Source organism: Mesorhizobium sp. M0991, assembly GCF_040318915.1.
Taxonomy (GTDB): Bacteria; Pseudomonadota; Alphaproteobacteria; order Rhizobiales; family Rhizobiaceae; genus Mesorhizobium.
This window is the reverse complement of sequence record NZ_JAMYNE010000016.1, coordinates 53,436-77,350: the sequence shown is the minus strand read 5'-3', so window position 1 is coordinate 77,350 and position 23,915 is coordinate 53,436. Positions and strand designations below refer to the sequence as shown.

Sequence of the window (23,915 nt, the reverse complement as noted above, 5' to 3'; positions counted from 1 at the left end):
CCATGGGCTTTCAGGCGAGCAGCAGCCGGCCGAGATGGACCGGCAGGATTTCGTTGCGATACCAGGCGCTGGCGATCGGATCGGTTGGCGGCGAAGTGCCGTCGCGGGCAACAGCCAGTGCCGGTGCGATGCCTTCGCTGGTGAGTTTCCGGCCAATCAAGGCCTTCTCCGCCGCCCTGGCACGGATCGGCCGGTCGGCCATGCAGCCGAGCGCGATCCGCGCTGACGTGACAGTGCCGTCCGGTGCGTGTTCCAGCACCGTGGCGATACTCAGCACCGAGGCGCCCTTTGGCTTGACCCGCGACACTTTCAGGAAGCGAAAGCCGCCTTCCTTCGGAAGCGTGAAGCCGACCGCGGTGACGATTGCGCGATTGTTATCGCGCCTTGCCAGAAAGGTTTCGATCGGCAGCTCGCCGTCGCCGGTGCTGACGGTTGCGTCCAGAGCCAGCAGCGCAACGGTGAAATCGCCGTAAGGCGTCGGCGCGAAAAGATTGCCGCCGACGCTCGCCATATTGCGGATCGCCGGTCCCCCGACGGCGCGCGCGGCGCTGGCCAGCGGAGCGAGATCCGGGTGACGGGCGATCGCCGCCATGGTCACCGAAGCGCCAATGCCGACCGTGCCGCCGGAAATGCGGATGACCGACAGCGCCGGTTCGGTCGACCTGACGAAACCGGAGATCGACACGTAGCCTTCATTGACGGCGCGCACGACCAGCGTGCCGCCACCGAGATAGCGGGTGCCAGCGGCTTTCAGCGCCGCGCCGGCGTCCTTCACCGTCGGGAAAGTCTGCAGTGCAAGCGCCATGGAACGCTCCTGTTTGTCAGCTCAATTCAGCTCAACCTTGCCCGCGAAATGCGCCTTCAGGGCGTTGAAGCCGCCCTGGAAGACGTTTGCGCCCATGCCTTCGGCCAGCTTGTCGGCTTCCTCTGGGGGCGCATCGAAGCTGGCGGTCCATTCGGCATACGTGCGGTCGCCGTCGGTCACCCGCCGCAACTGCAGCGTCGCCTTGTGGTTGGTGAGCGGTTGCGGCGTCTCCAGGATGGAGTAGCTGACGAGGAAATTGTCGTCGGAAAAATCGAGCAGCTTTTCGCGCAGGCGGGCGCCGCTGGCGAGCTGGAAATTGCGCACGCAGCCGATCGTGCCGGCATCCTTGCCGTCCTCGATATGGCTTTCGACCATGCGTGGGTGCCAGGTCGGCAGACCGTTGAAGTCGCGTACGCGCGCCCAGACCTTTTCGACCGGTGCGTCGATGACGCTGGAGATGGTGACTTTCGCCATATGATCATTCCCTTGCAAATCAGCTGCTTGGGAGGGTAAGGCGGCAGGCTCGGCAACGCTTATCAATGCGTCTTGAACGCCTATCAAATAGTCTGAAAAACGGGCGCTCAGCTGATCGCCCGCGCCGCCTCGCGGTAAAGCGTCGGCGGGACGCCGACATGGTCGCGGAAGAAGCGCGAGAAATTGCCTTGGGTGGTGAAGCCGAGATTGCAGGCGACCGAGATCAGCGGCTCCTGCGACCACTGCAATTGCCGCACCGCCTCCTCCATGCGCAGCGTGTTCCAGTAGACGTTGGGCGTCAGATTGGTCTGTTCCTTGAACAGCGCAAAGAAATGCGGCCGCGACAGGCCGACGCTGCGCGCCACGTCGTCGAAGCAGATACGCTCGCAGACATTGGCTTTCATCAGCTGGATCGCCTTGCGGACGCGGAAATCCGGCATGGTGTTGACGCGGGCGCGCACCGTCGGCGGTGTGGACGCGTCGGCGGCATCGAGCACGCTGTCGATGAAGCGCTCGATCTCGTAATTGGCGATGTCGTCGATGCTCTCATTGTCGCTGAGATGGTCGAGAAGGTTAGCCGCTGCCTTGTGCAGCCAAGGCTCGAGCGTGATTGCCGGGCTCGAGAACAGCGGCGCGGCGGAAGGCAGCTCGCGGCGCCTTCGAGCCCAGTCCGGATCGATGTAGAAGGCGAGGAACAGGCCGGGCGTGCCGTCGCGGGACAGAGCGTGGCTGTGCGGCTGGAAGGAATTGATGCCGGCGGCGGTGCCCGGTCCAAGCCGCACCGTATCGCGGCCGATGGTCATCTCACCGGCCGTGCCTTCCAGCCAGATGATGATATGCGCCTCTACATGGGCATGGGTGACGAAGTCGCTGGCGACGTTCAGGACAGAAACATGTCCGAACCGGCCCCAGTAGAGCCTGATCGCTTCCGTCATGGGTATATCCTCCCGCAGGCGACTGGCCTCCCTTCGCCTGCTGTGAGCGATTGTGCGGCTCAGTTTGGGCTTGCGTCAAGACGCATGTGCACGTCCGGGCGCCGGCCATGCGCCGCACCGGCGGATTTTCAGACTCGGCGATAGGAGGAAGGCGAGCGTTCCAGGCCGGTACGGCTAATCGACGCGGTAGGCCGGCGGCCAGCGCTATCGAGGCCTCGAGGCCGGCAATTCAACCGGCGAACGATCTATGATTCAGCGCCGAGATCCGGCCGAGATCTAGTCGTTGCGCCTGAAATTGCGGATGCGGTCGAACAGCACAGCGAGCAGGATGGCGCCGCCGATGAACACGCCTTGCCAAAAGGCATTGATGCCGAGCAGGCCGAGGCTGTTGCGGATGACCTCGATCAGCGCCGCGCCAACGACCGCGCCGAAGGCTGTTCCCATGCCGCCGGCCAGGTTGGCGCCACCGATGACGGTGGCGGCGATCACCTGAAGCTCCATGCCGTTGCCGAGATTTGTTGTGACCGCGCCCAGCCAGCCGGTCTGGATGATGCCGGCAAGGCCCGCCGCCAGTGCCGAGATCATGTAGACGACAACCTTGATCTGGCGCACCGGAACGCCGGTCAGCGTCGCCGCATGCTCGTTGCCGCCGATGGCGAAGATGTGCCGGCCGAATTTCGTCCAGCGCAGCACGAAGCCGGTGATCATCGCCAGCACGATCATGTAGAGCACCGGATTGGCGATGCCGAACACCCAGGCGCCGCCGCCAAGCGCCAGCAGCTTGTCGTGGTCCGGCCCGAACTGGAAGACGACGGTGTTGTTGGAGGCGACCATGGCAAGGCTGCGCGCAATCGACAGCATGCCGAGCGTCACCACGAAGGGCGGAAACCCGAGATAGGCGATCAAGATGCCGTTGAAGGCGCCGATGATCAGCGCCGTCGCGATCGCAGCGCCAATGCCGATCTCGATGCCGTAGCCGGCATGCATGGTGACGGCCAGCACCATCGAGCACAGGCAAAGCACGGAGCCGACCGACAGGTCGATACCGCCGGTGATGATGACGAAGGTCATGCCGAGCGCCACGATGGCGACGAAGGTGATGTTGCGGGTGATGTTGTAGAGGTTCTTGGTCGTGGCGAAGGAATCCGTGGCCACCGACAGGAACAGGCAGGCGAGGATGACCGCGATCACGACCCAGAAGGTCTGGCTGGCAAACACCTTGCTCAGCAAGGTGTGCTGCTTGTGCGCGATCGTCTGATCAAGGGTGACAGCCATTATCGACCTTTTTTACTCATGGTTGAGGCGTCAATCATACCTGTTCGATGGCGCCGGTGATGAGTCCGGTGACTTCTTCCGGCGAACTCGATGCGATCGTCTTGTCGGCGACCTTGCGGCCGCGCCGCATGACGATGACGCGGTCGGCGACGTCAAAGACGTCGGGCATGCGGTGGCTGATCAGCACGACGGCGATGCCCTGGTCGCGCAAATGGCGGATCAGGTTCAGCACCTCGGCGACCTGGCGCACCGAGATCGCCGCCGTCGGCTCGTCCATCAGCACGATCTTGGCCTGCGAAAGCATGGTACGCGCGATCGCCACCGCTTGCCGCTGGCCGCCCGACATTTGTTTGACCAGGTCGCGCGGGCGCGTTTCGGATTTCAGCTCAGCGAAGATCTGGCCGGCACGCTTGTACATTGCGGCATAGTCGAGAATGCGAAGCGGCCCGAGGCCGCGGCGCAATTCACGGCCGAGATAGACGTTGGCGGCGGCCGTCAGATTGTTGCACAGTGCCAGGTCCTGATGGACGATTTCGATGCCGTGCTGGCGCGCCTCGACCGGCTTGTGCAGGATCAGCTCCTTGCCGTCCATCTGCATCGTGCCATGGCTCGGCGGGAAATTGCCGGCGATCATCTTGACCAGCGTCGACTTGCCGGCGCCGTTGTCGCCCATCAGGCCGACAACCTGTCCGGCCTCGATCGACAACGAAACGTCGTTGACCGCCTGGATGGCGCCAAAATGTTTCGAGATGTTGGTGAGTTCGAGAACCGCCACCAGCCTTCTTGCCTCCCCGTGCTTTGCGGCCTGCGGTTCTGCCGCGGCCTTTCGCTCTCCCCAGTTCCTCCCGGAAGCAGCGATTTTGCCCATTTACGCATAAGCCACCTTGGCGTCAACCACGGCTTCTTTCGAAAAATCAGTTTTGTAGGACAAATAGCATTGACGTCGGTGACAAGGCGATATTAGCTAAGTGTCGGAGGAGCTTGCGCCGATCCCCCGGGTTGCCGGAAGGAATTGGTGAGGGTTTGTCGGTCAAGGATTTGGCAACCAGCGGTATCTGTCGGTGCCGGTCTGAGACTGAAGATGAAAATGCTTATCGACCTGGCTTGGCGACACGAGTGCGACGTCCTCTGTCATCTTGCTCCGGGTCGATCTGTGTGTGGCGGGCACGTGGTGTCCGCTTTGTTTCAAAAGGGAGGACTGACATGAGGAAATCACTATTGCTCGCTGCCGCCGCCGTCATGGCGTTGGGTGCCGGGCCGGCCATGGCCAAGAAACAGCTCGTCATCGTGGTGAAGGGTCTCGACAATCCATTCTTCGAGGCCATCCACCAGGGTTGCGAGAAATGGAACAAGGAAAACGCCAGCGCGGAATATGAGTGCTTCTACACCGGACCGGCATCGACCTCGGACGAGGCCGGTGAAGCCCAGATCGTCCAGGACATGCTGAGCAAGCCCGATACGGTGGCGATGGCGATTTCGCCGTCGAACGCGCCGCTGATCGCGCAGACGATCAAAAGCGCCAATCCGTCGATCCCGATCATGACCCTCGACGCCGACCTCAGCAAGGAAGACGCGGCGCTGCGCAAGACCTATCTCGGCACCGACAATTACCTGATGGGTCACAAGATCGGCGAATACATCAAGAAGGCCAAGCCGAATGGCGGCAAGATCTGCACCATCGAAGGCAATCCGGCCGCCGACAACATCCTGCGCCGCGCGCAGGGCATGCGTGACGCGCTTTCGGGCAAGGAAGGCCTCGCGGCGCTGGCGGGCGAAGGCGGCTGGACGGAAGTTGCCGGCTGCCCGGTGTTCACCAATGACGACGGCGCCAAGGGCGTGCAGGCGATGACCGACATCCTCGCTGCCAATCCCGATCTCGACGCCTTCGGTATCATGGGCGGTTGGCCGCTGTTCGGCGCTCCGCAGCCCTATCGCGACCTGTTCAAGCCGATGGCCGACAAGATCGCCAGCAACGCCTTCGTCATCGGCGCCGCCGACACGATCGGCGACGAGGTGGCGATTGCCCGTGACGGGCTGGTGACCGCGCTGGTTGGCCAGCGGCCGTTCGAGATGGGCTACAAGGCGCCTTCGGTGATGATCGACCTGGTCGACGGCAAGCCGGTCGCCGATCCGGTGTTCACCGGCCTCGACGAATGCACCAAGGACACCGTCGACACCTGCATCCAGAAGTAGGTTCGCAGTTTCGGGGCGCCCTTCGACGGGCGCCCCGTCACAGATCGTCCATACAAACGCACGAGGCGACGCTGCTTTGGAGCGTAGGCCGTTGCTTTGTCGTGTCCTGAGTTCAGGTTTCGACAAGCAGCTGCCGGGGAATACGAATGCCGGACGCGACATCAAAAAAGCGACCCGCCAAGTTGAAGGCCGAGGCTGCGCGGCCGGCCGGCGTTCGGCGTGCCGACGCCGCACACTTTCCCGGCTCGAGCGTGCATGCGTCGCTCGCCAACGAAATCGGGCTGAGGATCGTGCGCGGCGACTATCCGCCGGGAACCATCCTGCCCAACGAAGCCAAATGGTCCGAGACTTTCGACGTCAGCCGCTCGGCGGTGCGCGAGGCGATCAAGATGCTGATGGCCAAGAGCCTCTTGGCATCACGCCCGAAGATCGGCAGCTGGGTCGAGCCGAAGGAGCGCTGGAACCTGCTCGATCGCGATGTGCTGGCCTGGTATGCGACCTCGCCGGACCGCGAGGTGTTCCTCAGAACCGTGCAGGAATTCCGCCACATCATCGAGCCGGAGGCCAGCGCCTTTGCCGCCATGCGGCGCACCGACGAGCAGATGGCCGAGATCAGCCAGGCCTGCCGCGAGATGGGCGAAGCGACCAACCTGCAGGAGCGCACGCGCGCCGACACGCGGTTCCACCTCGCCATCCTGCGCGCCTCGGGCAACGACCTGCTGGTGCCGCTCGGCGTGCTGATCGAATCGGCGCTCGATCACCTGTTTGTTTTCGTCACGCGCGAAACCAGCGACCAGCAGCATGCGCAGAGGCTGCATGAGGCGATCGAGAAGAACATCCGCCTGCAGCGGCCGGCCGCAGCCCGTGCCGCGGTGCACAGGCTTCTCGCCAACACCGACGATGTTATCGGGCGGTCACGACGGTGATGATTGCACCGGGCTGTGGATTTTTTACCGCCGCGGCGTATTTTGTTCTTGCTTTGTGCCGGCAGCTATGCTAGTAACTTGGGTATGGTGCTAATTGGCTCCAACGACCCGCCTCCCGAGGCGGGTTTTTTGTTTCTGGCGTCTTCCGATCGGAAGTTGTGCGTGCTGCGGTGCACAGACTTCTCGCGAATACAGATGACGTTATCGGCCGGTCTAGGCGCTAATTCGATCGTTTCTCGGCCAATAGCGTGTAAGTCGGGTCAACCGGCAACGAAGGTCGATCATTCCTGTCGGTGGCAAATCGCAAATTTAGGAGATTAGCCGAAATCCTCCCTTCGTCATCCCTGGGCGGAGCAAGGAGCGAAGCGACGCGGCGCAGACCCTGGGATCCATGCCGTTTACCTTGCGGCAGTGCTCCAGCGGACCAGAACCAAACGCTGCCACCCCTGTCCTACGAAAAAGCTCGAAGCACTCTGGGACTGGTCGTCCCTCGATCAATTCGGTCTCCCATTGGTGGAGCCAGTGCTTCAGCAGCTTCTGGCTCGCGGTCATGGTGGAACGGCAACGAGCGCAATGGCGGATGCAAGCGCCGCTCTGAGCCGCTGCATTCTTCGGCGGATGTCACGGCATGGATCCCAGGGTCTGCGCGACGTCGCTTCGCTCCTGCTCCGCCCTGGGATGACGAAGGTGTGGTGGCATGTGGCTAATCGCCAGCGTTGGAGATTGGCGGCTGTAGCTGGTCGGCAGCGAACGTCTACAGTTCCTTTCGGGCTCAATCGAAGAACCAAATCCTCTGTGCAAACGAACTAGCCTGCGGCAGTCGAATGTTGGTGTTTTGCGACACTCCCAGACGTTAATCCCAACGTTCTCAGATCGTCTGCTTCTTGCCATCCCTGGTCGGCATGAGGTCGACGCCGTTGACCTTGCCGATATGCGTGGCCAGCATCGGCACATACTGGTCGGCGGGGCCGGCCGCGAAGGCACCGGCGAAGGCGTTCTTGGTGGCGTTGCCGAGCGGGTTGGCGATGCCGGCAGCACCCGCCATCGATTCCAGATAAGTAAGGTCCTTGAAGGCGTTGGCTATGGTGAATTTGTGCGCTTCGCGGTCGCCTTCCAGCGTCCAGCGCATGAAGGTCTGGTAGAAGCCGCAATCCATGCGGCCGTTGCGGATGACGCTGTCGAAGCGCGGCGGCGAGATGCCGACCTTCTGCGCCAACGCCAGCGCTTCGGAATAGATCGCGGCGTAGCCGAGCGAAATGAAGTTGTTGAGCAGCTTCATGCGATGGCCGTCACCGGTGTCGCCGATGTGGACGATGCGCCCGGCCCAGGTTTCGAGCACCGGCTTCAGCCGGGCAAAGACCGCGTCGGGCGCGCCGACCATGGCGTCGAGCGTGCCTTCCCAGGCCTCCTTCGGGGTGCGGCTGAGCGGGGCATCGACATAATCGACGCCGAGCGCCTTGAGCTCGGCGGCCAGCGCCACCGTCGAGACAGGATCCGAGGTCGAGCAGTCGACGACAACCGATCCCTGCTTCAGGCCTTCCTTGAGGCCGCCGGGGCCGCGGATGATGGCTTCGACCTCGCGCGAGCCGGTGACGCATATGAACACGATATCGGATGCCGCCGCGACGTCGCGCGAGGTCGCCGCTTCCCTGGCGCCCCGGCCGAGCAGGTCTTCCGCCGGCGTGCGGTTCTTGCGGCCGAGAAACGTCAGCGGATAGCCCTTGTCGACGATGTTCTTCGCTATGCCGTGCCCCATCAGGCCAAGCCCGATGAAGCCGATCTTTTCGCTCGCGGCGGTCGTGTTCATGTCGTTTCGTCCTATTTTGCAATGATGGATGACGGCGCTGCACCTTGCCGGCGAATTGTTGAAGCGGGTTTTTGCCGCATGCCATGGCAGGCGATTGCAGAGTTCGATATTGTCTGACAATACACATGAATTCCAGGGAGAGCAAAATGACGAAGCGGATCATGTTCACCGGCGGCAGCGGCAAGGCCGGGCGCCACGTCGTGCAGTATCTGGTCGAGCAGGGCTGCCAGGTGCTCAACATCGACACCAAGCCGCTCGACAATCCCAAGGTGCGCACGCTGATCACCGACATCACCGATAGCGGGCAGGTGTTCAATGCGCTGTCGAGCTATATGGGCCTGCATGAATTCGACCCGTCGCTGCGCACGCAGCCGGTCGATGCCGTGGTGCATTTCGCGGCGATCCCGCGCATCATGATCACGCCCGACAATGAGGTGTTCCGCATCAACGCGCTCGGCACCTACAACGTGATCGAGGCTGCGGTGAAGCTCGGCATCCGCAAGGTGGTGATCGCCTCCAGCGAGACGACCTACGGCCTGGTCTTCGCCAACGAACCGCGCGATCCGACGCATTTCCCGCTCGACGAGGAGTACGACGTCGATCCGATGGACAGCTACGCGCTGTCCAAGGTCGTCAACGAGAAGACCGCGCGGGCGTTTGCACAACGCGATGGCACCGACATTTACGCCCTGCGCATCGGCAACGTCATCGAGCCGCATGAATACTCGCTGTTTCCGAAATGGTTCGCCGATCCGGGTTTCCGCAAGCGCATCGCCTGGAGCTATATCGACGCGCGCGACCTCGGCCAGATCACGCTGCGCGCCATCGAGAAGGACGGGCTCGGCTATCAGGTGTTCAACGCCGCCAATGACGACACCTCGTCCGACCTGCCGACAGCCGAACTCCTGAAGCGGTTTTACCCCGCTGTGCCGGTTAAGGGCGAACTTGGCGAATACGAGACGCTGCTCTCCAACCGCAAGGCACGGGACATACTCGGCTTCCGGCCGGAGCACAGCTGGCGGAAATATGTCAAGACGACCTGACGGGCGTACCTGACGCGAAACCGGCACTGGGCAGCACCGAATTTCTCGTCATGAGGCTAGGCTCAGGACCCGCTACGACCGATGCGCCCACACCCTACGTTCAGGCGTTCGCCGTCTGGTTCATCCACACGATTTCCCAAACGTAGCCATCTGGGTCTTCAATGTGGCGGTTGTACATGAAGCCAAGATCCTGTGCCGGGTTGGGATCGGCGCGACCGCCCGCCGCAACCGCGCTGGTTAGTGTTGAATCGACGGCGTCGCGGTTATCGACAGTGAGGACGATCATTGCCTGGCTGTCGCGCCGTGCGTCGCCGATTGGGCGTGTAGTGAATTCGCGGTAGTGGTCATGGGTCAGCAGCATCACCCCGATCGTGTCCGAGAACATGAGCGAGGTGGATTTCTCGCCCGAAAACTGTGGGTTCACAGTGCCGCCTAGCGCCACGTAGAACGCCGTCGACGCTGACAGGTCACGGACAGGCAGGTTCACGAAAATCATTTTGGGCATCGATTTCGCTTTCTCCAGGGATGCGCGCTGCGCTATTATCTTGCTGCAATGTTAGTAGATGCAATGTATCTTGATTGCAAGATACATTTTGGCAAGGGAATATTTGACATGGATCGCGCCGAGGCCGCAGCTAAGGAATGGGCTCGCGAGCGCCCCGATCTTCCCTTGTTGCCTGTTGAAACGGTAGGTCGCCTGCTCGATGCCGCCGCGCGGGTTATCCGCGATCACATGAACCCGTTGCTCAAAGAAGCAGGCCTGAATGTAGGTGAGTTCGATGTGCTCACGCCGCTCAGGCGCGCCGGTGAACCCTATATGCTCTCACCTACTCAGCTCTACGAATCGGCAATGATCTCCTCGGGCGGCATGACGAGCCGCCTGGACCGGCTGGAGCGCGCCGGGCTGGTTGAACGACGCCCCGATCCCAACGACCGGCGCGGCAAGCAAATTGCGCTGACGACTGGCGGCAAGCGCGCGATAGACGATTTGATCGGTCCAATGGTGGCGCTGGAAGAGCAATTAATCTCCGTGCTGACGCTGGCGGAGCAGGAAACTCTTAACGCTCTGCTTAAGAAATTGCTCACCGGCCTCTAGGCACGTGAACTCATAAATGCGGTATAACCGCGATGGGTGGGAAGCAGAGCAAAGGGGTTGGCTTAGCCCTTCACGCCCCATTTTAGTTGGCTGGCATCGACGACGTCTGATCCCATATGCTCAACGAAAAAGTCTCGTATCCTCTGGCGATGCCGATCCCACCTGGGAGACATTCGTTCACTTTCATTCTCATATTCAGCTAGAAATACACATTCCACGAATTGGTCCGCTGTAACATCACCGGATTGAGGAATAAAATCGGTGACATGCATGAACTTGTCGCCGTGCATTCCTCCACAATACCCATGACCAGCACAGACCGCGTGCATGAGCGAGTCGAATCTATTCTTTGCTTTCATGGAACATGCGCGATGGTGAAGCGGGATGCCTACGCGCGCGGCGGCAACATATCCTTGTTGGGCGTAGGTCCGCAATGGGGTCGTTTTCCGACCGGGACTTTCATATTGCGGAGGAATCTGATTCACGCTCTGCATGAGCCGATATGATCTGACCGACTTCGGATGGCGCGTGATCGAGCCGCTGTTGCCCAACAAGCCGCGAGGGATGCCGCGCGTCGATGATCGGCGGGTGCTAAACGGCATGAGTCTACGTCCTAGGTCGTAGTCCACGTCAGCAGTCGCCTCTGCCTCTGCATCAACGAGTCCTGAACCCTACTTGTCTTTCCAGAATTCGGCCTGGAGTTGCGCCGCTTCATCGGCAAGCAGCGGGCCGACGACTTCAGTCGGACGCTGCCCAGCTTCGAAGACGATCCTGCAGGGCAGGTCGAGTGTGGGATTCTCGACATGTGCGCCCGTCAACTCCTTGAGGTCGTGTTCGCTCTGCCCAAAGACGACCCGTCCGATGCCCGCCCAATAGATTGTCCCGGAGCACATCGCGCAAGGTTCGGCCGAAGTGTAGAGTGTGCAGGAGGCCAGCTGTTCGAGACTGATATTCATCCCCGCCCACGAGGCCAGCAGCCTTTCGGCATGAGCGGTGCGGTCGCCCCCGCCGGCTTTGTAAGCGTTGGGCTGCTCGCGCAACACATTGCCGTCCTTGTCGGCGAGGAGCGAACCAAAGGGATGTTCGCCGGCATCGCGGGCCTTGCGCGCGATCTCGAACGCCTGACGGAGTAGGCGCTCATCATAAGGGCGTTGTGGCATCGGCAGATCCTCCGCCGCTTGACCATAGTGCCGAACGATCCGCCGAAACAAGTTGGCGGGCCAGGGAAAGTGACCCTAAGACGTAGACTCATTACCGCGTAGCCAGATGCGGATTGCGACGAGTTTGATGTCGAAGGAGTTGTAAGACATGGACACAGCGGAGTGGCGTACTCGTATTGCGCTAATGGTCGATAAGCTGCGATCCCTGACACGGGCAGAATTCTTTGATGAACAAAACCGTCTCTACAATGACGTAGAGCAGGATCTTTTTGCCCTATACAACGCCTTTACGTTCGACATGAGATGGTTGAAGCCGTTTCTAGAAAAGAAGCGAACTGGGCGGGCTCGTTGGCTCCCACTTGACCCCAACGATCTCGCTTCGATGGACGTCAGGGAGGTCTACTGGCGTTTACAAGAAAATCACGCCGACGACCGGTTCATGGACGGAGCTTTGATCGAGCCATTCGAAAATGGGTCGCTAGTCGCAGCCCTTGAACGGATTTCAGAGGGACTTGATGGCCTTGTTCCTCAACGGAACTAGGAGACTAATTCCACAACCTCGGTCATTTCGCGATTATGAGTTGACGGCCTAGCGCTTGACTAAAGCCTCACTCTGCCAGAGTGAAGGCATGAACAACCTCGCACCGCGACCGTTCCAAAATCCTTCACCTGCTGGTCGAGGGCCAAGCTATCCGCACCATTACCCGGAAGGCCAACGCCGTGGCTCTGCACTTCATGTATTACAACTTCGTCCGCATCCATGCTTCGCTTCGCATGACCCCGGCAATGGCCGCTGGCGTAACCGGCAAGCTATGGGAGATTTGCGACATCGTTGCGTTAGTCGAAGCGAAAGAGGCAGAAAAGCCGATGAAGCGTGGCCCTTACAAGAAGCGCCCCCCTAAATGAACATTCTTGTTCCATTGGTGTCTGTAATCGGTCCGATTTATTTCGCCGCTCTGGGCTTCCCCCTTGAATTTGTTTTGATCTGGGCCGCTGTCTGGACGGGGCTTCGCGCCATCGCTACCTGGAGACCGATTTTCGTAGCTCTTAAAGAGAGCGATGGCGACCAGCCACCGTCATGGCTCGATCGGCATCCTTCCGTCGCTTTGGTCGGAGCCTTTGCAGCTACACTGGCAGCATTCGAAGCGGCGCATGTGGCAGTCTACTATTGGACGATCTGGCGGTTGGTTTCAAACTGACCCACTACCGCCCAGGCTCATGATTCGTTGCGACTAGGGCGTTGAGCCAGCCAGATGCTGCCGATGACGAAAACGACGCCGGCGATTTGAGGCAAGGTCAGCGTCTGGTCCAGGAGTACCCATCCAAGCAGCACGGCGGTCACCGGGCTGAGGAAAAGCAGCGACGACACCACCGAAGATTCCAGCCGCGCAATGCCCCGGAACCAGAGGACATAGGTCAGCGCCGCGCCGATCAGCCCGAGCCACGCCAGTCCAAGCAGGTTGGCCCCGGTCGGGAGCGGGATGGAAGGCTCGAAAAGCAGCGCCACCGGAACGAGAAGCAGACCGCCAGCGGTCAGCTGCCATGCCGTGAAGGTAAGCAGCGATACTGGCGGTTGCCACTTACGCGACAATACGCTTCCGAAGGCCATGGAGGCCGCCCCGGCGACGCCGGCGGCAACGCCGACCGCATCGAGCGTCGCGTTCGGGGTCAGCACCAGCAACGCGACACCTGCGATCCCGACAAGGGCGGCGAGGATCGACAGCCGGCGGACAGGGCTGCCAAGCAGGGCAGAGGCAAGGAAAATCACCATCAACGGCTGGACCGACAGCACGGTCGCCGCGACCCCGCCCGGAAGCCGGTAGGCGGCGACAAACAACAGGCTCAGGAAGATCGAGATGTTGAGGGCTCCGAGCACGAAACTGCGCAGCCACCAGATGCCCGCCGGAAGTTGCCGAACGATCGCCAGCAGCAGCAATCCGGCGGGCAGGGCTCGCAGCATTGCGACCGTCATCGGGGAAAAATTCGGCACGAACTGTGTGGTGACGATATAGGTGCTGCCCCATATCGCCGGTGCAATGGCTGTAAGCAACAGATCGAAACGGCGCGTTTTCATAAGATTTCCAGTACTTCGGCAAGAGGGCGGCGCGGCTTTTGCGGCCAGTTTCCGGGCGCGGCGCGGCCGATCGCGATGAGCATCACCGGCACTTCATTGCGCCCAAGGCCAAACTCGCGGGCCACGCTTTCGGCATCGAAGCCTCCCATCGGACCAGCGACGAGCCCCAGCGCTTCGGCTGCAAAAATCAGCGTTGCAGCGCCAAGCGTTGCCGAGCGCACCGCTTCGTCGCGGGCCGCCCGAGGATCGGCATATTGTGCGCGGGCGCCTTCCTGCCAGCCCGAAGCCATATCCGCCGGCATGAAGCCGGCTTCGACGAAAGGAAGCAGCCTTGCATTGAGGGCGGCGTGGTCGGGCAGTACGCCGCAGACGATGAAGGTGACCGCTGCTTCCTGCACCTTGGCCTGGCCGTGGGCCACGCTGCGCAACCGCGCCTTTGCTTCCGGCGTCCGCACGGCGATGAACCGCCAATTCTGAAGGTTGTAGGCGGTTGGCGCGCGCGTTGCGAGGCGTGCCAGCTCCTCGACCTCGGTATCCATCAATGCGTGCGAGGCATCGAACCGATTGGCCGACATGCGCCGCTCGATAAGGGAGATTGTAGGGTTGGTCATCATGTCATTCCGAAATTGAGTAAGCCGTTCGGGAAGCAGATAGAGAATTTACCAACGAGCGATAATATGTGACAATCGAAAGACATTGTTTACTGGAAGAGAATGGTGCGATGGATCGCCTGACGGCGTTGCAGGTTTTCCGCCACGTGGCGGAACTGAACAGCTTTGCCGAAGCCGGACGGCGGCTCGGCCTCTCGCCTCCGGCGATCAGCAAGAACATCGCCGAGCTGGAGGCGCATCTGGACGTGCGGCTCATCAACCGGACGACGCGGCGCATGGCGCTTACCGAAGAGGGCAGGATCTATCTGGAGCATGTCACGCAGGGGCTCGATGCGCTGGCCAGGGCCGACCAGGTCCTGGGTCCCATCAAGACGGCGCCGAGCGGGACGTTGCGGGTCAGCGCGCCGATGACCGTCACGTTGACGCGGCTTTCGGCTGGCATTCCCGCGTTTCTATCGCGCTATCCCGATTTGAAACTCGACCTGCATCTTGATGACAGGCGCGTCGATATCGTGCGGGAGGGATTTGACCTAGCCATTCGCGGCAGCGACAATCTCGAGGATTCCAGCCTGGTCGCGAGAAAGCTTGCGGTCATGCCGCACGTGCTTTGCGCAGCTCCGTCCTATTTCGAGAAGCATGGCCGGCCCAAAACGCCTGCCGATTTGAAGGCGGCCACTTGCATCCGGTTCAGCCTCTCGGGGCATGCGGACATATGGGAGTTCCGCAAGGACGGCCGCAGCGAGCGGATCGCCATCGAGGGACGATATTCGGTGTCGTCAAGCCTTGCCGTGCGCGATGCGCTGCGCGCCGGTTTCGGCGTCAGCCTGATCCCCTATCCCTATGTCGAGAGCGATCTGACAGCAGGCCGGCTGCAATCGGCTCTGGATGACTGGGAAAAGGTCGAAACCACGCTCTACGCGGTCTATCCGGCACGCCAGCATCTTGCCCCGAAAATCCGCGTCTTCCTTGATTTCCTGATCGAGGAATTCAGTCGGGACAAACAGAAGCCGTTCGTGCCGCTCCGGCGTGAGCGTTCGGCAAAGCGCGATGTCGGCGAGGGGACCGAGGCGGAAAACCAAACTGAGATATTGCCGTCGATTTCATCTCCTTGACACGCCTCCAAATCCGGACTTTGTGGAGCCATGCGGGACGCGAAGCCGAATAAGGGAAAGACAGCGGCCGAGGCGTTCGCCGAACGCACGAGCGGTGTTCGCCGGGCCGATGCGGCACGCATGCCGGGATCGAGCGTGCACGCCTCGCTGGCCAACGAAATCGGGCTGAGGATCGTGCGCGGCGACTATCCGCCGGGAACCATCCTGCCCAACGAAGCCAAATGGTCGGAGACCTTCGACGTCAGCCGCTCGGCGGTACGCGAAGCCATCAAAATGCTGATGGCGAAGAGTCTTTTGTCGTCACGTCCCAAAATCGGCAGCTGGGTCGAGCCGAAGGAGCGCTGGAACCTGCTCGATCGAGACGTGCTGGCCTGGTATGCGACCTCGCCGGACCGCGAGGTGTTCCTCAGGACGGTGCAGGAATTCCGCCACATCATCGAGCCGGAGGCCAGCGCCTTCGCCGCGATGCGGCGCACCGACGAGCAGATGGCCGAGATCAGCCAGGCCTGTCGCGAGATGGGCGAGGCAACCAACCTGCAGGAGCGCACGCGCGCCGACACGCGGTTTCATCTCGCCATCCTGCGCGCCTCGGGCAACGACCTGCTGGTGCCGCTCGGCGTGCTGATCGAATCGGCGTTCGATCATCTGTTCGCTTTTACGACGCGGGAACTCGACGATTTGCAGCATGCGCAGAGGCTGCATGAGGCAATCGAGAAGAGCATCCGCCTGCAGCGGCCGGACGCGGCGCGCAATGCGGTGCGCAAGCTGCTGGCCAATACCGACAGCGTCATCAAGTCCAGGTAGCCGCCGTTCGGCTACAGGCACTCAGTCGAAGGGTGCGGTCGCGAGATGCCGCCGGGTCAGGCCGAGGAGCAGCTGTTGGTCGCGGGCGGCGTGTTCGGGCGGGTTGACGACGGGGTCGCCATTGACGATCGCCGCCCAGAAGCCACGCATCTCCTCGACGAAGGCTTCTGCGTAGCCGGCGCGCAAATCTTTCTTCGACAGTATGTGACCGTGCGAGGTCGTCACCGTCAGCCGCGTCGGATGATGGTTGAGCCAGGGCGAGGGGAATTCGAGCTCCAGGCTGGCATCGTCGAAGAACAGCGTGATCCGCTCCTTGTAGTCGGCGAGCTTGGGTACGGTGAGATGGGTCATGGTCCACAGCGCCTGCCCGTCCAAAAGCTTGACGGCGCCCTGGCCGCCGTCGCCATTGGCAAAGATCTGCGCGCCGACGACCTCGCCGTCCGGCACGCCGAGCGCGTCGAGCAGGCCGTGGACGGCGTTGACGTCGTGAATCAAAGCCGAGCTGTAAGCGCCGGTAAATCCACGGAAAGCGAGCTTGGTCACGGGAACACCGATGGCGTATTCGACCTGGCGCTTCTGCTTGGCGGCGACGGCGGCGATCATGTCCTCGGGGATATCGGTGCCGCGCCTGTAGGGCTGATGGGCAATGAACGGCCAGGCGTCGGGATCGTTCACTTCCACCGAGACCGAGCGCAGCGTGCTTGATGTGCCCGGCAGCGAAGCGAGCGCCAGCCGGTAGCTCGGATCGAAGCGCTTCATATAGCCGACCTGAACAATCTTCCTGGCGGCGTCGCGCGCGGCGACGATCTCGGCGATTTCCGCCAGCGAATAGCAGAGCGGCTTTTCGCAAAAGACATGCAGGCCGCGCGCCAGCGCCGCCAGCACCTGTTCGTGATGCAGCGGGTCCGGCGAGCCGATCACCACCGCGTCGAGGCGCTGGTCGAAGAGCTGGTCGATCGTTTCGAAATTGGCAATGCCATGGGTGTCGGTGACGAACTGCCGCGAAATCCTGGAGGGATCGGCGACCCCGACCAGCTCGAACAATTCGCCGAGGCGCAGCAGATTGGGGATATGCTCGACTTGCGAGACCATGCCGGCGCCGACGACCCCGACGCGTAACCTGCTCATGCAATCATTCCCCGCAATGTCCTGATGTCAGCTCAAGGCGCCGCAGGCGGCCGGTTGTCGATCTGGGCGAGCAGGCCGGCAATCTCCGCCTCGACCGCTTTCAGATCCTCGCCGCCCGACATGATCGAGATGACCTCGTCGCGCGAGATTTCCGACTTGGCATAGGTGCCGCGATTGCGACCGCGGTTGAGCAGCGTGAAGGTGTCGCCGACCGGATAGGCATGGTGGATGTTGTGGCTGATGAAGATCACGGCCAGACCCCGCATGCGCGCTTCGATGATGAACTTCAGCACCATCGCCGCCTGGTGGACGCCGAGTGCGGAGGTCGGCTCGTCGAGGATCAGCACGCGCGCGCCAAAATGCACGGCGCGGGCGATTGCCACCGACTGGCGCTCGCCGCCCGACAGCGTGCCGACGGCCTGCGTCGGGTCGCGCACGTCGATGCCGATATCGGCCATCGCCTGCCTGGCGATGGTGTTGGCGCGTTCCTTATCGATGCGCGAGAAGGGCAGGCTGCTTTTGGTCGGCTCGCGGCCGAGAAAGAAGTTACGGGTGATCGACATCAGCGAGATCATGCCGAGGTCCTGGAACACCGTTGCCACGCCGAGCTCCTGCGCGTCGCGCGGGCTGCGGAAGGTGACCGGCTTGCCGTCGACCAGGATTTCGCCCTTGCTCGGCCGGTAGACGCCGGACAGAACCTTGATCAGCGTCGACTTGCCGGCGCCGTTGTCGCCGAGCAGGCAGTGGACCTCGCCCGGATAGACCTTGATGTCGATGTCCTGGAGGGCGCGCACCGAACCGAAATTGACGCTGACGCCGCGCAGTTCCATTGCTGGCGCAGTCATTTGCCACCTCCGCGGCCGAGCGCCTTCAGCCTGATGTAGTTGTTGACCAGCACGGCCATCAGGATGACGATGCCGAGGAAGACTTTGAACCAGTCGGTGTCGATGCCGGTGTAGAAGATGCCCATCTGCACCAGCCCGAAGATCAGCGCGCCGAACAACACGCCGTAGACGGTGCCGTAGCCGCCGGTGAGCAGCACGCCGCCGATGACGGCGGCGATGATCGCCTCGAATTCCTTGAGCAGGCCGCGCGTGGTGTCGGCGGAGCCCGCCTCCATCACCTGGATGGTGGCAAGCAGGGTCGCCGCGCAGGCGGTGTAGATGAACAGGCTGATCTTGACACGATCTACCGGCACACCGACGTTGCGGGCTGCGATCAGGTCGCCGCCGGTGGCGAAGATCCAGTTGCCGTATTTCGTCTGGGTGAGCACGTAGCCGGCCAGCGCCGTCAGGCCGAGCCACCAGACGATCGACATCGGAATGCCGGCGACGAAGGGAATGCCGTCGCTGCGGGTGGCGATCCAGCCTTGCGCGCCCATCCAGCGGAACAGGCCGGTGAGCAGATGGCCGTTGAAAATGCCGGCCGTCGCCGGGTCCGGTGCGCCTTCGAGTATGTAGGGGATCTGCGTGCGGCCGGTGACGGCGCGGGTGATGCCGATCGACAGTCCGCGCAGGATATAGAGCGTGGCGAGGGTGACGATGAAGGAGGGCAGGCGCGTCTTCACCACGATCAGGCCGTTGAGATAGCCGGTGAGGATGGCAACGGCGAAGGCACAGGCAATGCCGCCCCATAGCGGCAGACCCCAGTACTTCACCGTCAGCCCGATGACGACGCCGGCGAAGCCGACCATGGAGCCGACCGAGAGATCGAACTCGCCGGCGATGATGAGAAGTGCCGCCGCGGTGGCGACGATGCCGAGCTCCGCCGACAGCGTCAGGAAGGTCATCGACCCCTGCAGCGAATAGAGGTTCGCCGCGCCCGGCAGCAGCGCAAAGATGATGATCGTCGCAAGCAGCCCGCCGGCGGCACCAGCCTCCGGCCGGCGCAGCCACTGGGTCAGCTTGCCGGTGCTGGCCAGCCGTTCGTCGGCGCCGGCGGCCCGCTTCGACGTCATGCCGAAGCGGTCGGTCGCCTTCAGTTCGGCTGGAGGTGCTGCGTTGTCTTCCACGATCGTCATTAGGCTCCCCAATCGCTCAATTCGCAATCTTCGAACGGATCGGGAGAGCGCTTGGCGCATTCTCCCGTTCCGTCGGAACTTGCTAGCGAATGCCCTCTTTGGCGAGGGCCAGGATCGCCTTGGCTTTTTCGGGCGAGTCGATGAACAGCGGTCCGGTATAGGCGTTGTTCTGCGGCCAGAAGCCGTGCGTCGCCTGCTCGACCAGATAGATCACCGGCAGATAGCCCATGAGATATTGCTGGGCGTCCATGCCGAAGCCCATTTCGCCGGCGACGACCGAGTCGAGGACCTCCGGGCTGATGTCGAAAGTGTAGAGCTTGAGCTTGCCGAACAGTTCCTTGTCGCGGAACATCGGGATCAGCGGATTGGCGGCGGTGGCACCAAGCGCAAAGACGGCCTGCGTATCGGGATGCGCCGACAGATAGGCTTCGGTGCGGCGCTGGATATCGGCGGGATCCGGCGCCACGGCCAGAACCTCGGTGCCGCCGCCGGAGGGCTTCAGCCCGTCATTGAGGCCTTGGCAGCGCTGGTCGAGGCTGACATTGCCGACCTCGTGGTTGATGCAGACGACCTTGAGCGTGCCTTCCTTGGCCAGCCGCTCGCCGGCCTTCTTGCCGGAATCATATTCGGAAACGGTGCCGACATAGAGCGTCGTGCCGAGCTCGGCGCCTTCCTTTTCGCCGGAATCCAGAACCACCATGGGAATATTGGCGGCAAGCCCGGATTTGACCGATTTGCCGAGTGCATTGGCGTCGGCGATGGAGACGGCGATGCCGTCCGGCTTGGTGGCGATGGCGGCGTCGAGAAGCCGGGCCTGCTCGACCACGTCGAAGACCTGCGGCGCGTAATATTCCACCTTGGCGCCGGTGAGGGCGGCCGCATCATCGACGCCGCGCTTGACCACCGACCAATAGGGATCGGACGCCGACCCATGCACCACGAAGGTGATGCGGACGTCCTTCGGATCCTTGAGGCCCGCGGCATGCGCGATGCCTGTCATCAGGCCCGCCGAGACGAAGGCGCCCAATGCCACTTTCAGAAGAGTTTTCATCTTATTCTCCCATTTGTCGTTGCAGTTCCAATCCCTCTGGCGCCGTTTTCCGGCCGCGACGATCGGCTCACGTCGCGGATCGGGTGGCCGCTTTGCGGGCCTTTGCCGACGCCAATCGCTGTTCGCCCGCGTTGCTGCCGCGGGCCGTTGTTGATGCTCGCCCGGCCGGGAGTGTTGCGCGAAGCTCCTCGCGCAACGGCTTCATGCCGATGACTTCGATCGGCTGCGCGGCGAGCCAGTCGCGAAAGCCCTGGTCGCGGAACAGCTCGTACTCTTCGGTGCGGATATAGGCGGAGCGCGGCTCGATCAGCTCGAGTTCACCTGGCGCGTTGCAATGCAGGCAAAAGAAGGTCAGGCCCTCGCGCACACCCTCGATGAGCGCTTTGTAAGCGGGCTCGATCGGCCTGGAACGCGGCCGGCCCCAGGTCGTCTGGATGGCGGCGTCGAAAATGGCAAAGCCGCCGGCACGGGCCAGCGCCACGCCACGCTGGAACGCCTCCTCGGTGACGCCGACCAGATTGTCGTTGGGGGAATAGGCGGACAGGGTCTTGGTCAACAACACGGGCAGCTGATATTCGAGCCCGAGCTTGATGTAGATGTCGCAAAATTCCGGCGACAATGCCGCGCCCATATGGGCGTCGAGGTGGGTGACGTCGATGCCAGCGCGATAGGCGGTGTCGATCTGGGCGCGAAGCTCGGCCTCGACCGCCTGCGGCACCGCCTTGCGGCGCGTGGTCGCCACATCGGGCCACAAGAAGCCGAACTCGTCGGTCAGGTCGGCCGCCCGCGATGGCGCGGTCAACGGCCGCCATTTGTAATGCTGTTTCTCGCTGTTCAGCGTCAGGTGGACGCCAAGGTCAAGGCCAGGGTTGGCGGCGGCGCTCTCGGCCATTTCGAGGAACCAGGGGCACGGCACCATCACCGCGCCGGAACTGCAGACACCCAGCCCGCTCAATTCGAGGAAGGCGCTGTTGGCGCCGTGGCACATGCCGACATCGTCCTCGTGGAGCACGATCCGCTTGCTGGAGCCGGCGGCGTTCACGAATGGCCGCCTTCCCGCCGGCATATCGGCTTCGGGGGTCTTCCAAAGTGTGTCCCGTATTTCATGGAACCAACCGTTTGCCCAACTGGCCGGAATGGAACGCCGAAACCTGCCTTTCCGACAGGGCCACTTTGGCGAATTCGGATGGGTACAATTTGCCTGCCGGCTGAGACACTTAGCTGCCGATTTCCCCAATCAGGGTTCAAAACCAGTCATAGGAACCGTCTTCCGGGCGCAGATGGCTTGGTCGAATAGCGGCGGAGTGGTTCTTTCAAACTGTGCCGACAAGCCTACAGCTGTCCACACCATCAAGCGACCACATTATCAAGTGACCCAAACTACCAAGTAACTTGGAGGCCTGTCATGTACACCGCCGGCGAAGAGGAAATCGAAGCCATTGCCAGGGTGATCCGCTCGGGCGCGCTGTTTCGTTACGGCAAGGACAGCGAATGCGACCGCTTCGAGGCCCGCTATGCGCAGCACCTCGGCGTCGAGCATTTCGCGCTTGCCGCCAGCGGCACCTATGGGCTCGCCGCCGGCCTGATCGGCCTCGGCATCGGCCCGGGGGACGAAGTGCTGGTGCCTGCGCACACCTATATGGCGACCGCGACCGCGGTGCTTTCGGTCGGGGCCATTCCCGTCATCATCGACATCGATGAGAGCCTGACCATCGATCCCATCGCCTTGCGCGATGCCATCGGGCCGCGCACCAGGGCGGTGATCCCGGTGCATATGTGGGGCGCCGCCTGCAACATGAATGCAATCATGGACATTGCGGCCAAGCGCGGTTTGCTGGTGCTGGAGGATGTCTGCCAGGGAATCGGCGGCGGCTATGAGGGCCGCAAGCTCGGCTCGATCGGCCATGCCGGCGCCTATTCCTTCAACTACTTCAAGAATATGACATCGGGCGAGGGCGGCGGCATCGCCACCAGCGACCCGAAAGTAGCGGAGCGGGCGCGCTGCGCCATCGACCCTTGCCATTTCTACTGGCAGGGCAGGAGCGACAGCATCAAACCCTTCGCCGGCATCGGCGCGCGTGCTTCCGAACTGATGGGGGCGATGCTCAACGTCCAGCTCGACCGGCTGGACGGCATCATCGAGGCGATGCGGGCCGAGAAGAAGAAGGTGCTGGCCGGCACCCGCCACCTCGGCAATCTTGGTCTGACGCCGTCGCCGATGAACAGCCCGGACGACGATTGCGCCGCTCAGGTGATGTATCTGCTGCCGAGCGAGCAGGCGGCGCAGACGTTTTCGAAGACCATTCCCAGTGTCGTTGCCGGTAAGACCGGCCGCCACAATTTCACCCAGTGGGACCAGGTGCTGATGCATGAAGGCGCGCATCATCCGGCGCTCAATCCTTACGCACTGCCCGAGAACCAGGGCCTGCGGCTGGATTATTCCGACGACCTCGGCAAGCGCTCGCTCGACATCCTCAACCGCACCGTGATGGTCGCCATGAACCCGGCGCACAGCGATACCGATATTCAGGACATGATCCACAACATCGACGCGGCGGCGCGGGTGGCGCTGGAGAATGCTTCGCTCGATGATGTCGAATTGCGCAAGGCGGCACCGGTTGATCTGCAGAAGTTCGACAGTGTGAACTAGACCAGTTCCGACGCGGTTTGCTACCCTGCGGCCGAGTTCCATGTCCGGCAGCCGGGCGAGGATTCCGGCCGGCATAACCGGTCGTCAAAAAATCCGCAGGCCCGTGTCGGATAGGCCGGGCTCCGCTCGTCCTAGGGGGCATCGATCACCAACACGGAGGATTAACGATATGCCCGGCACCGTACGGCTGCACCGCGTTCTGACAACAACCCCGGAGAAAGTCTACCGCGCGTTCCTCGAAGCGGATGCACTTGCGAAATGGCTTCCGCCGAATGGCTTCACCTGCACGGTTCATCACTTCGAGGCGAAAGTCGGCGGTACGTTCAAAATGTCCTTCCGCAACTTCACCACCGGCGACAGCCACTCGTTCGGCGGCGAATATGTCGAGCTCGTGCCCAATGAGCAACTGCGCTACACCGACCGGTTCGACGGCCCCAACCTGCCCGGCGAGATCGAGGTGACCGTGACATTGAAGAAAGTATCGGTCGGCACCGAAGTGAATATCACGCAGGCCGGTATTCCAGACGTCATCCCAGTTGAGGCCTGCTATCTCGGCTGGCAGGAGTCGCTGCGAAATCTGGCGAAGCTCGTTGAACCCGAGATCAAGCAGTAGGGTAAAGCGCGCGCGTGGCTGATCCATGGGGGCGATCTCGTCGCACCGAGAGAGCGAAGCGGGCGCTGCCTTGGCTGCATCGGCGTCCCTAGCCGGGTTCCAAGGAATTCCCGGTCTTCCCAGGCAACATGCGCCGGC

At 62.2% G+C, this 23,915-nt stretch carries 25 protein-coding genes and 2 pseudogenes; 12 read left to right on the top strand and 15 right to left on the bottom strand.

What is annotated here, in order from left to right; all coding sequences use genetic code 11:
* Positions 1-10: 10 nt before the first annotated feature.
* From NKH70_RS22390 to NKH70_RS22370, 5 genes are all read right to left on the bottom strand, one after another.
* Positions 11-805, bottom strand: a complete 795-nt coding sequence (locus NKH70_RS22390; RefSeq protein WP_352912681.1) for an FAD binding domain-containing protein — start codon at positions 803-805, stop codon at positions 11-13.
* A gap of 21 nt (positions 806-826) precedes the next feature.
* Positions 827-1,279: an SRPBCC family protein gene (locus tag NKH70_RS22385; protein WP_352912682.1), complete on the bottom strand. Its 453-nt coding sequence runs from the start codon at positions 1,277-1,279 to the stop codon at positions 827-829.
* 107 nt (positions 1,280-1,386) lie between these two features.
* Complete coding sequence (locus NKH70_RS22380) at positions 1,387-2,214, bottom strand: helix-turn-helix domain-containing protein (protein WP_352912683.1); 828 nt, start codon at positions 2,212-2,214, stop codon at positions 1,387-1,389.
* A gap of 276 nt (positions 2,215-2,490) precedes the next feature.
* Positions 2,491-3,489 carry an ABC transporter permease gene (locus tag NKH70_RS22375; RefSeq protein ID WP_352912684.1) on the bottom strand — a complete coding sequence of 333 codons (999 nt, stop codon included), beginning with the start codon at positions 3,487-3,489 and terminating at the stop codon, positions 2,491-2,493.
* Positions 3,490-3,523: 34 nt separating this feature from the next.
* On the bottom strand, positions 3,524-4,264 hold the full coding sequence (locus NKH70_RS22370) for an ATP-binding cassette domain-containing protein (RefSeq protein WP_023675804.1): 741 nt from the start codon (positions 4,262-4,264) through the stop codon (positions 3,524-3,526).
* A gap of 428 nt (positions 4,265-4,692) precedes the next feature.
* Between NKH70_RS22370 and NKH70_RS22365 the strand changes: the two genes are divergently transcribed.
* Together NKH70_RS22365 and NKH70_RS22360 are read left to right on the top strand one after the other, a co-directional pair.
* Positions 4,693-5,682 (top strand): sugar-binding protein, encoded by a 990-nt coding sequence (locus NKH70_RS22365; RefSeq protein WP_352912685.1) that lies wholly within the window; start codon positions 4,693-4,695, stop codon positions 5,680-5,682.
* Positions 5,683-5,828: 146 nt separating this feature from the next.
* Entirely contained in the window at positions 5,829-6,608 is a 780-nt protein-coding gene (locus tag NKH70_RS22360) for a FadR/GntR family transcriptional regulator (protein WP_352564321.1), read from the top strand.
* 868 nt (positions 6,609-7,476) lie between these two features.
* Here the strand turns inward: NKH70_RS22360 and NKH70_RS22355 are convergent.
* Positions 7,477-8,415: an NAD(P)-dependent oxidoreductase gene (locus NKH70_RS22355; protein ID WP_352912686.1), complete on the bottom strand. Its 939-nt coding sequence runs from the start codon at positions 8,413-8,415 to the stop codon at positions 7,477-7,479.
* A gap of 146 nt (positions 8,416-8,561) precedes the next feature.
* On the opposite strand from NKH70_RS22355, the gene NKH70_RS22350 reads away from it, so the two are divergent.
* On the top strand, positions 8,562-9,458 hold the full coding sequence (locus tag NKH70_RS22350) for an NAD-dependent epimerase/dehydratase family protein (protein ID WP_353026010.1): 897 nt from the start codon (positions 8,562-8,564) through the stop codon (positions 9,456-9,458).
* Between the two features lie 100 nt (positions 9,459-9,558).
* On the opposite strand, the gene NKH70_RS22345 is transcribed toward NKH70_RS22350, so the two are convergent.
* Positions 9,559-9,963: a VOC family protein gene (locus tag NKH70_RS22345; RefSeq protein ID WP_292658994.1), complete on the bottom strand. Its 405-nt coding sequence runs from the start codon at positions 9,961-9,963 to the stop codon at positions 9,559-9,561.
* 108 nt (positions 9,964-10,071) lie between these two features.
* On the opposite strand from NKH70_RS22345, the gene NKH70_RS22340 reads away from it, so the two are divergent.
* Together NKH70_RS22340 and NKH70_RS22335 are read left to right on the top strand one after the other, a co-directional pair.
* Positions 10,072-10,554 carry a MarR family winged helix-turn-helix transcriptional regulator gene (locus NKH70_RS22340; RefSeq protein ID WP_352912688.1) on the top strand — a complete coding sequence of 161 codons (483 nt, stop codon included), beginning with the start codon at positions 10,072-10,074 and terminating at the stop codon, positions 10,552-10,554.
* A 492-nt stretch (positions 10,555-11,046) separates the two neighbouring features.
* Positions 11,047-11,175 (top strand): annotated as a pseudogene (locus NKH70_RS22335) (IS5/IS1182 family transposase); the annotation flags it as partial.
* A gap of 50 nt (positions 11,176-11,225) precedes the next feature.
* Here the strand turns inward: NKH70_RS22335 and NKH70_RS22330 are convergent.
* A complete protein-coding gene (locus NKH70_RS22330) occupies positions 11,226-11,714 on the bottom strand; it encodes a nucleoside deaminase (protein WP_352912689.1) in 489 nt (162 codons plus the stop codon).
* Between the two features lie 148 nt (positions 11,715-11,862).
* On the opposite strand from NKH70_RS22330, the gene NKH70_RS22325 reads away from it, so the two are divergent.
* The 3 genes and pseudogenes from NKH70_RS22325 (at position 11,863) to NKH70_RS22315 (ending at position 12,913) form a co-directional block, all read left to right on the top strand.
* Positions 11,863-12,255 (top strand): hypothetical protein, encoded by a 393-nt coding sequence (locus tag NKH70_RS22325; RefSeq protein ID WP_352912690.1) that lies wholly within the window; start codon positions 11,863-11,865, stop codon positions 12,253-12,255.
* 170 nt (positions 12,256-12,425) lie between these two features.
* Positions 12,426-12,620 (top strand): annotated as a pseudogene (locus NKH70_RS22320) (IS1 family transposase); the annotation flags it as partial.
* Positions 12,617-12,913 (top strand): hypothetical protein, encoded by a 297-nt coding sequence (locus NKH70_RS22315; protein WP_352912692.1) that lies wholly within the window; start codon positions 12,617-12,619, stop codon positions 12,911-12,913. The pseudogene NKH70_RS22320 and the gene NKH70_RS22315, both read left to right, overlap by 4 nt.
* Before the next feature lie 17 nt (positions 12,914-12,930).
* Here NKH70_RS22315 and NKH70_RS22310 read toward each other — a convergent pair whose 3' ends face one another.
* A complete protein-coding gene (locus NKH70_RS22310) occupies positions 12,931-13,788 on the bottom strand; it encodes an EamA family transporter (protein WP_352978845.1) in 858 nt (285 codons plus the stop codon).
* Positions 13,785-14,399 carry a nitroreductase family protein gene (locus NKH70_RS22305; protein WP_353026007.1) on the bottom strand — a complete coding sequence of 205 codons (615 nt, stop codon included), beginning with the start codon at positions 14,397-14,399 and terminating at the stop codon, positions 13,785-13,787. The genes NKH70_RS22310 and NKH70_RS22305 overlap by 4 nt, the downstream gene beginning before the upstream one ends.
* A 110-nt stretch (positions 14,400-14,509) precedes the next feature.
* Here NKH70_RS22305 and NKH70_RS22300 point away from each other — a divergent pair, with 110 nt between their 5' ends.
* Positions 14,510-15,511 (top strand): LysR family transcriptional regulator, encoded by a 1,002-nt coding sequence (locus NKH70_RS22300; protein ID WP_352978841.1) that lies wholly within the window; start codon positions 14,510-14,512, stop codon positions 15,509-15,511.
* A gap of 30 nt (positions 15,512-15,541) precedes the next feature.
* On the top strand, positions 15,542-16,315 hold the full coding sequence (locus NKH70_RS22295; protein WP_352912696.1) for a FadR/GntR family transcriptional regulator: 774 nt from the start codon (positions 15,542-15,544) through the stop codon (positions 16,313-16,315).
* A 21-nt stretch (positions 16,316-16,336) separates the two neighbouring features.
* Here the strand turns inward: NKH70_RS22295 and NKH70_RS22290 are convergent, their stop codons facing one another.
* From NKH70_RS22290 to NKH70_RS22270, 5 genes are all read right to left on the bottom strand, one after another.
* Complete coding sequence (locus NKH70_RS22290) at positions 16,337-17,443, bottom strand: Gfo/Idh/MocA family protein (RefSeq protein WP_352912697.1); 1,107 nt, start codon at positions 17,441-17,443, stop codon at positions 16,337-16,339.
* A gap of 32 nt (positions 17,444-17,475) precedes the next feature.
* A complete protein-coding gene (locus NKH70_RS22285) occupies positions 17,476-18,288 on the bottom strand; it encodes an ATP-binding cassette domain-containing protein (RefSeq protein ID WP_352978839.1) in 813 nt (270 codons plus the stop codon).
* Positions 18,285-19,400 carry an ABC transporter permease gene (locus tag NKH70_RS22280; RefSeq protein ID WP_352978865.1) on the bottom strand — a complete coding sequence of 372 codons (1,116 nt, stop codon included), beginning with the start codon at positions 19,398-19,400 and terminating at the stop codon, positions 18,285-18,287. Before NKH70_RS22280 ends, NKH70_RS22285 begins: the two co-directional genes overlap by 4 nt.
* A gap of 145 nt (positions 19,401-19,545) precedes the next feature.
* On the bottom strand, positions 19,546-20,514 hold the full coding sequence (locus NKH70_RS22275; protein ID WP_023675817.1) for a rhizopine catabolism ABC transporter substrate-binding protein: 969 nt from the start codon (positions 20,512-20,514) through the stop codon (positions 19,546-19,548).
* A 67-nt stretch (positions 20,515-20,581) separates the two neighbouring features.
* Entirely contained in the window at positions 20,582-21,556 is a 975-nt protein-coding gene (locus tag NKH70_RS22270) for a polysaccharide deacetylase family protein (RefSeq protein WP_352978837.1), read from the bottom strand.
* Positions 21,557-21,919: 363 nt separating this feature from the next.
* Between NKH70_RS22270 and NKH70_RS22265 the strand changes: the two genes are divergently transcribed.
* Together NKH70_RS22265 and NKH70_RS22260 are read left to right on the top strand one after the other, a co-directional pair.
* A complete protein-coding gene (locus NKH70_RS22265) occupies positions 21,920-23,164 on the top strand; it encodes a DegT/DnrJ/EryC1/StrS family aminotransferase (protein ID WP_352912699.1) in 1,245 nt (414 codons plus the stop codon).
* A gap of 169 nt (positions 23,165-23,333) precedes the next feature.
* Complete coding sequence (locus tag NKH70_RS22260) at positions 23,334-23,777, top strand: SRPBCC family protein (RefSeq protein ID WP_352912700.1); 444 nt, start codon at positions 23,334-23,336, stop codon at positions 23,775-23,777.
* The last annotated feature ends 138 nt before the right edge of the window (positions 23,778-23,915 follow it).